The sequence below is a fragment of the Corticicoccus populi genome, assembly GCF_042686195.1.
GTDB lineage: Bacteria > Bacillota > Bacilli > Staphylococcales > Salinicoccaceae > Corticicoccus > Corticicoccus populi.
Genome location: NZ_JBHUOQ010000001.1, coordinates 1,232,165 through 1,244,412, shown reverse-complemented (window position 1 = coordinate 1,244,412; position 12,248 = coordinate 1,232,165). Strand labels below are relative to the sequence as shown.

Below are 12,248 nucleotides of genomic sequence, written 5' to 3'. Positions count from 1 at the left end.
GATTGACTTCCAACTGTAGAGACCATTGTGAAACAATGACCATAATAAATATTGGGCTGAAATAGAATTTACTTTGAAGACCGGCCAACTTAATATAAAGGTATCAGGAGGCGAACAATAAATGCATATTGATGAAAGAAGTAACCAGCTGTTACAGGAATTAATAAACGACCCTAATGCAACATTGAAGTCACTTGAGTCCAGAATGGATATTAACCAGAGACAGATTACATACAGTCTCGATAAAATCAATAACTATTTAATGGACATTCATCGGGTGCAGATTGAGCGTACTCCTAAAGGACAGTTTATTATTCCGGGAAAGATTATAGAATTGTTTCTTGCTGCAAAGAACGGTTATGACTATGTTCTGTCTGAAGAAGAAAGAGTTGACCTTCTGCTGATTATCATTTTAAATCGTTCGAGTGATTTATCCCTGACGCATTTTACAGAAATCCTTGATATCAGCAGGAACACTGTTACAAAGGTGATTAAGCAGGCTAAAGAAAAGCTTGAGCCTTATCGAATGGAACTTCATTATTCGAGGACTGAAGGATATCAGTTTTTGGGAGAGGAGTATGAAAAAAGAAAGCTTTTATTTGATATCATTCAAAAGTATGTGAAGAACAGAAAAGACAGGGGTTTACTTGAAAAATACGGAAGTATTAGTGCTGAAGATTTGAAAGATTTCTACCGTAAGCTTGAGCAGTGTGAAAACACACTTGGATCCACGTTTTCTGACAATATGATTTCGACGATAGCCTATTGTTTAGCAGTATGGCAGAATCGTGTACGTCAAAAGAAAACGGTGGAAGATAATGAAATGAGAAAATTTGATTTAGCAGATACAAAAGAATTCTATACTGTGAAAAAAGTATTTCATGAGTTCAAATTTATTAAAGAAAGTGAAATGCATTACGTCACATTACTAATCATGATTATGAATGTATTCTCTACGAGCAATTATTACACAGGAGAATCAATGAATACAATTAAGACCGCTCTAAAGGAAATGCTGGATCAGTTTGAGCGGGTGAGTGTGATTGATATTCCTCAAAAAGAACTTTTGACAGAGAAATTATATGTTCATATGAAACCTGCATACTACAGAATTAAATATGATTTGATTGATAATTCATCATTATCATTGAAGTTTGATCAAAACTTAGTGAATCTCCACCGGGTAATAAAGCTGATTATTGATCCAATTGAAAACGCTTTAGAGAAAAAGGTGCCGGAAAGTGAATTGATTTATATCACCATCATTATAGGCGGGTGGCTCAGGCAGCATGGTATTGATTTTAATAAAAAAATCTTAGCAGCTGTTGTTTGCCCAAATGGACACTCAGTGTCTGCAATGATACATGTGACTTTGACATCTACTTTTAAAGAATTATTGTTTTTAAAGCCAATGTCGATTCGTGAGTTCTCAAATTATGAGGGAGAAGTCGATATTGTCTTTACAACAGATAAACTGGATACAGATGTTAAACAATTTCTTGTTGAACCTATTATGAGTGAGATGACTATTAGAAAACTGCAGTCGAGAGTATATACAGAATTATATGGATTTTCATTTTCGAATATTGATATGGATGCGGTTCTAAATATTATTGAAGAGCATACAGAAATAAAAAACAGATTTAAATTGATTGATGATTTAAATAAATATTTACTCGGGCAAAGTACATCAGAAGTTCAAAAAAAATTATACAGCAAAGAAATGGGACTGGCTGATTTTCTTAATGCTGATACCATTCAGACAGTAAATGAAGTTTCAGACTGGGAAGAAGCAGTGCGTTATTCTGCACAGCCTTTACTATCTAATGAACAGATTAATAAGTTTTATGTAGATGCAGTCATTGACAACTGTAGAAGAAATTCAAATTATATCATGCTTGCCAATCGAATTGCGATTCCGCACGCAAAACCGAGTGACGGAGTAATGAGTGTTGGAATGAGTATGCTGAACATTAAGCAAGGCGTAAAATTCCCAAATGGGCAGCACATGAATTTGATTTGTTTTATTGCTGCAGAGGATAAAGAGAAACACATTAATTCACTGCTCCAATTAAGAAGGCTTGCAGAGAATGAAGATAAGATAAACCAAATAAAGTTGGCAGATACTGTGGAAGAAATAGAGAAAATAATCAGTGATTTTGTAGAAGAGGTGAGCTAGTGTGAATAAAATAATGATATCAGAGGATGCGGTGTTTACTAATCTGGAAGCATCGGACAAAGAAGAGGCTTTACGCCTGATGTCACAGTCTTTTGAGAAGCATGGAAATGTGAAAGAGGGATATTTCGAAAGCATTTTAAACAGGGAGGAAAAAGCACCGACAGGAATTGAAGCGTATGACTTTGGTATTGCAATTCCGCACACAGAACCGGAATTTGTCAATCATGACTCTTTGGGGGTAGCGGTGTTAAAAGACCCTGTATTGTTTCATAACATGATTAATGCAAAAGAGACAATCGAGGTGAAAGTGATTTTTCTGTTAGGTCTTTCAAAAAGCACAAAGCACCTAAATATTCTTCGTCAGATTATGGATCTCATCAAAGAAGAAGGTGTACTAAAGAAAATGACAGACATGTCTCAAAAAGAGCTTCACAATTATTTACAAAAAAATTTAAAATCAGAATAAAATGGGGGAACTTAAAATGACAAAACAAATTATTTTTGCATGTTCAAGTGGTATCGCAACATCAACAGTGGTGGCAGAGAAAGTAGAAGAGTACTGCAGAGAAAAGGGCGTTGATGTTAATGCGCGTCAGGGCACGGTCGGGGAACTTTCAGGATTGGATGGCGTTGTTGATTTATTTGTAGTGACTTCAGATGTCGGCAGCGGGTATAATACTCCGGTTGTAAATGCACTGCCAATTTTGACCGGTATAGGTGAAGAGGAAGTATTGGAACAGATTGTTGCCATCTTAAGAGATTCGGAATAAAAATATAATCTATGGATGAATGTGTGAAAACCAATTAGCAAATGACTTGTGTGAAGGTTTAGAAATAGGCATTACGACTGTTGGACATACTCTTTAATATTCTAAATACGCAGATGAAGAAGCGGAACATATTCCATAATCGAAATCGATTATCTGAATTTAAAGAAGTTCGTACTTCCTCATCCATAGATTTTATGTAATTTTAATTTCCAATAAAAGTAATTAATGTATTTTATTGAATTATAAAATTGAATAATAAAAAAATTTTGTAATAAGGAGATGAACATAATGGGAGACGTAATAGTAGATGCTTTTCAGTATATTCTTAGTTTCGGACCCGAGGTAATGCTGCCGATTATTATATTTATTATGGCTGTTGCTTTTCGTGTCAGCCTGAGTAAGGCATTAAAATCGGCTTTAACTATTGGATTTGGTTTTGTAGGAATATTCCTGGTACTCGATTTATTGACGGGAAGTCTCGGTCCTGCAATTGAAGCGATGATAGATAACTCAGGTGTTAACCTTCCGGTTATGGATACCGGCTGGCCGCCGCTTGCAGCTATTGCATTTGCTTCGCCCATTGCACCAGTTGTTATTATTTTAACGATTATAATCAATATCGTTATGTTGGTGTTTAAATGGACAAAGACAGTAGACGTGGATTTATGGAACTATTGGCACTTTGCATTTGCAGGTTCTCTGGTTTATATCGCTACAGGAAACTTCTTTTTCGGTCTGATTGGTGCAGCAATTGCTACAATCATTACTTTCAAACTCGCTGACTGGTCAGCACCGTATATTCACAAAAGAATGGGGCTTCCTGGTATATCTCTCCCAACACTTTCATCAGTGATTTATTTCCCGGTTGGAATTTTAGGAGATAAAATTATCAATTTAATTCCGGGGCTGAACAAACTGAATGCCGATCCCGAATCAATTAAAAAACGTTTCGGTGTATTGGGAGAACCGATGATGATTGGTGTAATACTAGGTGTAATTATCGGTATTATTGCCAGGTTTGAAATTAGAAATATTATAGAACTCGGTATTTCACTTGGTGCAGTAATGTTTATTATGCCGAGAATGGTAAAAATTCTCATGGAAGGTTTAATTCCTTTATCAGATGCTATACGTAGCTTTCTCCAGAAAAGGTTCCCTGACCGTAAAGATCTAAATATTGGTCTTGATATAGCTGTAATCATTGGTAACCCTGCAGTTGTTTCTACAGCGCTGCTTCTTGTTCCAGTTACGATTCTGCTTGCGGTAGTTCTGCCGGGAGTAATCATTATGCCGCTTGGAGATCTGCCGTTTATTGTTGTTCCTCTGGCAATGGTTCTTGTTGCTACGAATAAAAATATCATACGATCTGCAATAATTGGAATTCCGATGATTATCGTTTCATTATATTTGGCATCTAATTTAGCACCGCTTGTCACTAATGTCGCAGAAAGTATTCAGTATGAATTCCCGGAAGGTGCAACATCTATGATAAACAGCTTCCTGGATGGAGGTAACCCGGTACGTTACTGGCTGGTTATGCTCGCACAGGGGAATTGGATTGCTGTTGCAATTATACCGGTTGTATTAATTATCGTCTGGTATATCTATAGACTCAGCAGAAGAGATTTTGATGAAAACGGTCAGTTGAAAGAATAAGGTATTAGAAAGATATCGATGTTGATGAAATAAAAAAGGAGATTTTAAAGATGAAAGCTTCCGTTTTTTATGGAAAAGATGATATCCGATTTGAAGAAGTACAGAAGCCGGTAATAAATGATAATGAAATATTAATCAAATTGAAGGCCTGCGGTCTGTGCGGTACAGATATTCATAAGGTGCTGGAGGAGTCTGTCTCGAAAGGTACGGTACTCGGACATGAGTTCGCCGGAGAAGTAGTTGAAACTGGAAAGAATGTTTCCAGTTTCAGTATCGGTGACAGAGTAACAGGCGGAATTCACGTACCATGTTTCACATGCGATCAGTGTTCAAGAGGTCATTACACATTGTGTCCTGAATTCAAAAAGACAAATATTCATCCAGGAGGATTCTCGGAATATATAAAGATCCCTGTAGAACATGTGAGACATTTACTGTATAAAATCCCTGAAGAATTGAGCTATTCTGAAGCATCTCTTGCTGAGCCAGTTGCATGTTGTATTCATGGACAAAAGGCAGTAAATATTCATCCTGGAGACAGAGTGCTGATAATGGGTGCGGGACCAATTGGTTTAATTCACGCACAGTTGTTAAAAAAGCAGTTAGTGAAGGAAGTAGTGATTACAGATGTATCAGATCACCGCTTAAATAATGCACATGCATTTGGTGCAGATACAATAATTAATACGGCAGAAAATAATCTGAGAGATTATATACAGGAAAATGGGCATCCGGGCTTTGATATCGTAATTATTGCTGCAGGTGTCTCGGCACTGCTTCCTGAAGCAATGAATGTATTAAAAAGGGGAGGAACTGTAGTCTGTTTTTCACCATTTACGATTAATCCGGATGTAACAATTGATGCAGGCATGTTTTTTCATGATGAAAAATCAATAGTCGGCACATATAGTGTATCGCCGTATGAGTTTGAAGAAGCACTTCTTGCAATACAAAATGGAGTGATTAATACAGAAGTACTCATTACTCATGAAATGCCATTATCTGATTTAGGCGAAGCAATTCAATTAACACAGAAAAAAAATGAAAATGTTTTAAAGATTGTATTAAAAAATTAATAGAAAGGAAAATGTATATGGCTTATCAAGCAATGGATGATTTTTTAACAGTGCTGGAGGAAGGCGGTTATGTCGCACCGGCAATGAATACAACTAACTTGGAGATGACTATTGCAATCGTTGAAGCAGCAGAAGAAACCGGGTGTCCGGTTATGGTTCAAATTGCTCCGACTAATGTGAAATTATCCGGTTATGATTATATCGCAGAAATTGTGAAAAAAGCAGCAGATAAAGTTTCGGTCCCTGTCACTCTTCATTTAGATCACGGGATGAGTTTTGAAGATGTGAAGAAAGCAGTAGATGCTGGTTTTGCTTCCGTGATGATTGACGCTTCTACACTGGATTACGAAGAGAATATTAAATTGACAAGAGAAGTAGTGGAATACTGCCATGAGAGAGGCGTACTTGTAGAAGCAGAATTAGGTGAATTGAGCGGGAAAGAAGATGATCATGAAGCGGAAACAGCTGACCGGACAGATGCATCTTTATGTAAAGATTTTGTGGATCGTACCGGCATTGACTTACTGGCTGTTTCTATTGGAAACATTCATGGAATTGACCAGGCTCCGGATTTAGATTTTGAACTGCTTAATGAAATTAAACAAATGGTTTCAGTGCCGCTCGTGATTCACGGTGGTTCAGGTATTCCCGATGAATCTCTGGCACAGTTAAAAAATTATGGTGTTAGAAAAGTGAATCTTGCCAGTGATTTGAGAAAAGCATTTATTACGGCTGTTGGAAAACGTTATGAAAAAAATCCAAATGAGTATAATCTGATTTCTGTATTACTGGAGGCACAAAGTGCTGTGAGGGAAACTGCAGCAGCTAAATTTAAGGCGTTGAACAGTTAGAAATGTACATTATCAGTATTGATGCAGGTACGACCAATACAAAAGTGTGCCTTTATCAGCTTCCGGATTTTCAGTTGACGGAAGTAGTGAAGTTTAAAACCCCTCAAATAGTAAACGGAACAGAAACAAATTTGGATTCAGAGGATTTATGGGAAAAACTTATGTTGGCACTGAAAAAGCTGGCTGATATTGTAGAGGATTCTGAAGAGATTAAACATATTACTGTATCAAGTTTTGGACAGACAATTGTGCTGCAGGATGATAAAGAAAGAGTGATCCCGCCCACAATTGCATGGTTTGATCCAAGAACAAAAACCGAGGCAGAAGAGGTTGAAGATTGTCTTGGAGATAAAACATTGTATGAAATAACAGGTATTAATTCTCACTCCAACCACAGCTTAACTAAGTTACTTTGGATTAAACGACATGAAGAAGGATTTAGGAGACTGCATACATGGACATGTATGTCTGGATTTATTGTTTCGCGTCTGACGGGTGTTTCTGCGACAGACTGGAGTTTGGCCTCCAGAACAATGTTATATGATATTACGAAAAAAGAATGGAATGACTCAATCATTGCCGCTTTTAATTTGGATATCACTAGTTTCCCAAAAGTTGTGGAATCAGGAATGAAAATTGCTGGTGTCAGAAAAGATATTTCAGATGTTACAGGTATCAAAGAAGGTATCAGCGTTTCTATCTCCGGACATGATCACATGGCAGGCTCTGTAAGCACAGGATTAAAGCAGAAAACAGAAATATTAAACTCTACTGGTACAACAGAAGGTTTGCTTCTTATAGATGAAAAGCCCAACTTAAGCGATATTTTCAGGGAATTTTTAATTTCGAATGGATGCTATGTGATGGAATCGACATACAGTATATATGGTTCTATGCCGACAGCGGGACAGAGTTTCAGCTGGATATCGAATCTATTAAATAAAAGTCTTGGAGAGGTAGCGGTACAATGTGAAATGTTGTACCAGGAATATGAGAACAGCATCAATGAAATGGTGAAGAGAATGCCTGTCTTTATTCCTCATTTAAGAGGTAGCGGACCACCGATTCGAAGTACATCTTCCAAAGTGATGATATATGGTCTTACAGACCAGTCGACAGATAATGATCTTCTGCTGTCGATGGTTGCGGGGTTATCCTTTGAATTAAAACAGTTAAAGGAAGTGTATGAGCAGTACCTCGGCTCAGAAATTAACAGAATAAAAGTCATCGGACCGGCGGTTAAAAATTCACTTTGGCTGCAGCTGAAAGCTGATATTCTTCAGGCTGAAATCATTGCTTACGATGAAGAAGAAGCGGTAGCTAAAGGTGCAGCAATGCTTAGTGCTTATAAAGAAGGACTGATTAATTCATTTAAGGAACCATCTGTAACAGTATACACGTCAAAGAAAAAGAGTATGGAAAGTCTTCAGAATTTTTATCATGATTTCTATTTACCTGTTTATAAATTAAAAAGCAGCTTGGAAGGTCAAGGTGATTAAAGTGGAATCTTTAGCTTTTTACGGCATTGAGGATTTACGTTATGAAGAAAAAGAAAAACCAAAGTTGGAAAATGCAGATGATGTGATTATCAAAGTGAAATATTCGGGGATATGCGGCTCTGACTTATCAAGATATAAGAAACTTGGTCCCTTGACGCCGGGGAACATATTCGGTCATGAATGTTCAGGAGTGGTTGAAGAAACAGGAAGTAATGTGACAAATGTTAAAAAGGGTGACCGGGTTGCTGTATGTCCGCAATTAAAATGCGGGAAATGTGAGGCGTGTAAGGCAGGTTATTTTGCAGCATGTGAAAACCTGCTGGTAATTGGGGCAAAAGAGCCGGGATGTTTTGCTTCATACACAAGGCTACCTGCAGAGAATCTTTTAAAGCTGCCTGATAATGTTTCATTTGATGAAGCAGCATTGATAGAGCCTTCCTCTGTGGTTCTGCATGGCTTATTTAAAACACAGCTGCAGCCAGGGAAAACTGTTGCAGTTTATGGATGCGGCACCATCGGATTACTGGCCTGTCAGTGGGCCAAATTGTTTGGTGCAGAAAAAGTGATAGCAATTGATATTGATGAAGAAAAACTTTCAGTCGCAAAAGAATTAGGTGCGGATGAAGTGATACAGCCTGATAAAAATGTTTCTACTTATTCTAAGCTGATGGAATTAACTGATGGAGTGGACTTGGCGGTTGAAGCAGCGGGTTCTGCTCAGACGTCAGAAGAAGTATTTGCTGCACCGAAGAAGGGAGGAGAAGTTTTATTCCTCGGCATTCCTTATAGTGATATAACTTTGAAACGTTTCTACTTCGAAAGAATTGTACGCCAGGAGTTAACAGTCCACGGATCATGGAATGCAGTATCAGCTCCATTTCCAGGCAGAGAATTTACAACAACTCTGCAGTTCCTGAAAGAAGGGAAATTAAAAACACAACCGATGATTTCTCATTGTATTTCCTTAAAAGAAGGACCTGAAATTTTTCGTAAAATAACAACTGGCAGAGAAAAAGCAATGAAAGTTCTATTTGAGTTAGATAAGTAAGATTGAACTAATATTCCCCTATTACGAACTCTCAAAAGAGTGACGACTGGGGGATATTTTTTAGGACTAAAATATTGAATAGATTTGTCAGCTGTGTTGATGTTTTTTGCAAAGTTGGCTCAGCCCATACCGTCGTCTGCAGTTCAAACAGGAATTTCAATGTGCCCCAAAAAGTCTTTAGAGGCAGTTATGGACCCCTTAAACACACTGATTTAATCACATATCCCGGCCTCTTAAAAATTAAAATATAATTTCTCTTTACTTTTCAAAAATAATAGATTATAGTTATCTTGTTAAACAAAGAAACAATTGAATAGATCCTTTTCAAATGATTGACGTAACAGGTAATTTGAAAAAGGGGAGTAACTATGAGTGTACATCACCGGTAATAACGGCCGGCTGCATTGAATACTCATCATTACATCGTCATGACGGAGAAATCCCGGTGTAATGAGCACTGTAAATATTAAGCATCATGTTTTATTTATTACTACAGTGTAACGTGAGACCTTTGGCAAAATTTATTGAACTGAGTGATTGAAGTATTTCTGAAGTATTGGAAGTATGGATGTGAATTATCATCCCGGTTCGTAACTTTTGCTATGGGTCTCTTTTTTGTCCTCTATTGTTTACAGCTATTAAATTAAAGTAAAGAAATGAGGCGGATGTTTATGGATTTTTCAATTTTCTTGGAATATGCATGGGTATTGATAGTTCTGATTGTACTTGAAGGACTTCTTGCTGCAGATAACGCTGTTGTACTTGCAGTAATGGTAAAACACTTAGAACCGAAACAGAGGAAAAAGGCATTATTCTACGGACTTTTAGGTGCATTTGTTTTCCGTATGATCGCGATACTATTATTAGTGTGGCTCGTACAGTGGTGGTGGATGCAGGCGCTTGGTGCATTGTATCTATTCTATGTTTCCATATCGCATTTAGTTAAAATTTATAAGGAAAAAAATCAAGCACGGGGCACTGATGTTGATGCCGAACTTGAAAAACAAGAGCAGAAGAAAGGCAGCGGCTTCTGGTTTACAGTGCTTAAAGTTGAAATTGCAGATATCGCATTTGCGATTGACTCAATTCTAGCAGCAGCAGCGATTGCACTTGCACTTCCTGCAGTCGGCGGCGATTTCTTCGGTGTCAATGCAGGTCAGTATACAGTAATGCTGATCGGTGGATTAATTGGTGTCATCATCATGCGTTTCTTCGCAACATGGTTTGTAGAAGTACTGAATAAACGCCCGGGACTCGAAGTAGCGGCTTTCATTATCGTCGGCTGGGTGGGTGTGAAACTTGCCGTGCTGACACTTGCTCATGATCAGATTAACGTGATTCCACATGAATTTCCTCACAGTACAGCATGGAAATTAATCTTCTGGAGTATCATGGTGATCGTCATTTTAATCGGCTGGTTCGGCAGTAAAAATAAAACAGCTGAAGAGGTATAAATATTGGAAGAAATTTCGTGTTCGTCATATAATAATCTGTAAAGAACTTTCGAAACGGGGGAGTAAAAAGTGGATAAAGAGAATAAACACATCATTCCTAGAGAGCAGTACAGACGACAAAGACGGGTCTTTGACAGTGAACGTGACCAGAACAGTGACAACCGGTCACATGATATTGAATACGGTGAGACCGGTCCTGATGACGGCTACAGCTATAAAGAAACAGACCGTAATGAGGCTTTGCATGAAGCGTCCGGCGGCGCTGGATTTTCAGACAGAAATAATCAGTCTGACAGCAGTTACGGGTACAAAGATAACGGGTCAGAGACTGATGAAGAAGTGTCTGCTGTGGGTGGATACGGCGCGACAAACGAAGCGGCCGCTTCTGACAATAAAAACAGCGGTAAAGAGGAGCCGGTTAATCGTTCGTCACGTAAAAAAGGTGGAAATAACGGTCCTGTCAGAGGATTTATCATTCCGCTCATTGCCGGAATGATTGGTGCACTGATTATTTTACTCGCGTTTAACTATTTCAATGACAGTGACAGCGGAAGTACAGATGTGGCATCAGAAAACACATCAACTGAACAGGACATTGAAGATACAAGAGCAGACCTTGAAGAATCGACAGATGGCGATCGTCCGGTTTCCGACACGACAGCTGCGATTCAAACGGCACGTGAATCTGTTGTTTCAGTTATTAATATGCAGCGTGCAGAGTCATTTATGCCGGGTATGAGTCAAGATCAGGCAGCAGAACCTGAAGAAGCAGGTGTCGGTTCCGGAGTCATTTATAAAGTGACAGATGACTCAGCATATATTGTGACGAACCATCATGTGGTGGATGGTGCCGAGGAGCTGCAGGTCAATATGGAAAACGGTGATTCCATCACTGGAGAACTCATCGGTTCTGATATTTGGACAGACCTTGCAGTCATCAGAGTAGACCGCGGCAGTATTGAAAACACAATTCCGTTTGGTGACAGCGATGATTTGTTAGTCGGTGAAGAAGCAATCGCAATCGGTTCACCGCTTGGAGAGGCATTCTCAGGATCCGTGTCTCAAGGAATCGTATCAGGTCTTGACCGTTCCGTACCTGTGGATTTAGACGGTGACGGCAGTTATGACTGGGAAGCGAATGTCATTCAGACGGATGCTGCGATTAATTCGGGTAACTCAGGCGGAGCATTGATTAATGCATCAGGTGAGTTAATCGGTATTAACTCGATGAAGATCAGCATGCCGACCGTTGAAGGTATCGGTTTCGCGATTCCTGCGAATGAAGTCGAAAAAATTACTGCACAGATTGAAGAAGACGGGGAAGTCACACGTCCGTTTTTAGGTGTTTCATTACAGGATTTATACACAATTCCACGTGATGTTGTCGTGAATCAGATGAATGTACCTGAAGATGTGAGTGCGGGTGTTGTCGTCAGCAACATTCAAAACCCTTCTCCTGCAGTTAATGCAGGGCTTGAACAGTTCGATTTAATCGTTGCTTTGGACGGGAATGAAGTAGGCAGCATGATGGAACTCCGTCAGTATTTATATTATGAAAAACAACCCGGTGATGAGATGGACGTAACGTTCTACAGACAGGGTGAGGAGCAGACAGTTACTGTCGTGCTCGAATAAAATAAATGACGGCCGTTTGGTGGGGTTTAAAAGTGCAGAAATGCACTTTTGACAGACCACGGACGGTCTCATTTTATTTT

At 38.7% G+C, this 12,248-nt stretch carries 10 protein-coding genes; all 10 read left to right on the top strand.

The window, feature by feature from the left end; translation table 11 throughout:
• The first annotated feature begins 121 nt into the window (after positions 1 to 121).
• The 10 genes from ACFSX4_RS06210 (at position 122) to ACFSX4_RS06165 (ending at position 12,168) form a co-directional block, all read left to right on the top strand.
• Complete coding sequence (locus ACFSX4_RS06210; protein ID WP_377772629.1) at positions 122 to 2,179, top strand: BglG family transcription antiterminator; 2,058 nt, start codon at positions 122 to 124, stop codon at positions 2,177 to 2,179.
• 1 nt (position 2,180) lies between these two features.
• Entirely contained in the window at positions 2,181 to 2,645 is a 465-nt protein-coding gene (locus ACFSX4_RS06205; protein ID WP_377772627.1) for a PTS sugar transporter subunit IIA, read from the top strand.
• 16 nt (positions 2,646 to 2,661) lie between these two features.
• Positions 2,662 to 2,949 (top strand): PTS sugar transporter subunit IIB, encoded by a 288-nt coding sequence (locus ACFSX4_RS06200; protein ID WP_377772625.1) that lies wholly within the window; start codon positions 2,662 to 2,664, stop codon positions 2,947 to 2,949.
• Positions 2,950 to 3,237: 288 nt separating this feature from the next.
• On the top strand, positions 3,238 to 4,605 hold the full coding sequence (locus ACFSX4_RS06195) for a PTS galactitol transporter subunit IIC (protein WP_377772623.1): 1,368 nt from the start codon (positions 3,238 to 3,240) through the stop codon (positions 4,603 to 4,605).
• 50 nt (positions 4,606 to 4,655) lie between these two features.
• Positions 4,656 to 5,681 carry an alcohol dehydrogenase catalytic domain-containing protein gene (locus ACFSX4_RS06190; protein WP_377772621.1) on the top strand — a complete coding sequence of 342 codons (1,026 nt, stop codon included), beginning with the start codon at positions 4,656 to 4,658 and terminating at the stop codon, positions 5,679 to 5,681.
• A gap of 17 nt (positions 5,682 to 5,698) precedes the next feature.
• The gene (locus tag ACFSX4_RS06185) at positions 5,699 to 6,532 is read left to right on the top strand and encodes a class II aldolase (RefSeq protein WP_377772619.1); all 834 of its coding nucleotides are present in this window, start codon (positions 5,699 to 5,701) and stop codon (positions 6,530 to 6,532) included.
• Between the two features lie 2 nt (positions 6,533 to 6,534).
• The gene (locus tag ACFSX4_RS06180; protein WP_377772617.1) at positions 6,535 to 8,031 is read left to right on the top strand and encodes an FGGY-family carbohydrate kinase; all 1,497 of its coding nucleotides are present in this window, start codon (positions 6,535 to 6,537) and stop codon (positions 8,029 to 8,031) included.
• A gap of 1 nt (position 8,032) precedes the next feature.
• The gene (locus tag ACFSX4_RS06175) at positions 8,033 to 9,079 is read left to right on the top strand and encodes a galactitol-1-phosphate 5-dehydrogenase (RefSeq protein WP_377773461.1); all 1,047 of its coding nucleotides are present in this window, start codon (positions 8,033 to 8,035) and stop codon (positions 9,077 to 9,079) included.
• 671 nt (positions 9,080 to 9,750) lie between these two features.
• A complete protein-coding gene (locus tag ACFSX4_RS06170) occupies positions 9,751 to 10,533 on the top strand; it encodes a TerC family protein (RefSeq protein WP_377772615.1) in 783 nt (260 codons plus the stop codon).
• Positions 10,534 to 10,602: 69 nt separating this feature from the next.
• Positions 10,603 to 12,168 (top strand): S1C family serine protease, encoded by a 1,566-nt coding sequence (locus ACFSX4_RS06165; protein ID WP_377772613.1) that lies wholly within the window; start codon positions 10,603 to 10,605, stop codon positions 12,166 to 12,168.
• The last annotated feature ends 80 nt before the right edge of the window (positions 12,169 to 12,248 follow it).

What these genes read in the sequence shown, in the direction of transcription:
- ACFSX4_RS06210 (WP_377772629.1), top strand. Translation starts at nt 122, where the DNA reads ATGCATATTGATGAAAGAAGTAACCAGCTGTTACAGGAATTAATAAAC.
- ACFSX4_RS06200 (WP_377772625.1), top strand. Translation starts at nt 2,662, where the DNA reads ATGACAAAACAAATTATTTTTGCATGTTCAAGTGGTATCGCAACATCA.
- ACFSX4_RS06195 (WP_377772623.1), top strand. Translation starts at nt 3,238, where the DNA reads ATGGGAGACGTAATAGTAGATGCTTTTCAGTATATTCTTAGTTTCGGA.
- ACFSX4_RS06190 (WP_377772621.1), top strand. Translation starts at nt 4,656, where the DNA reads ATGAAAGCTTCCGTTTTTTATGGAAAAGATGATATCCGATTTGAAGAA.
- ACFSX4_RS06185 (WP_377772619.1), top strand. Translation starts at nt 5,699, where the DNA reads ATGGCTTATCAAGCAATGGATGATTTTTTAACAGTGCTGGAGGAAGGC.
- ACFSX4_RS06180 (WP_377772617.1), top strand. Translation starts at nt 6,535, where the DNA reads ATGTACATTATCAGTATTGATGCAGGTACGACCAATACAAAAGTGTGC.
- ACFSX4_RS06170 (WP_377772615.1), top strand. Translation starts at nt 9,751, where the DNA reads ATGGATTTTTCAATTTTCTTGGAATATGCATGGGTATTGATAGTTCTG.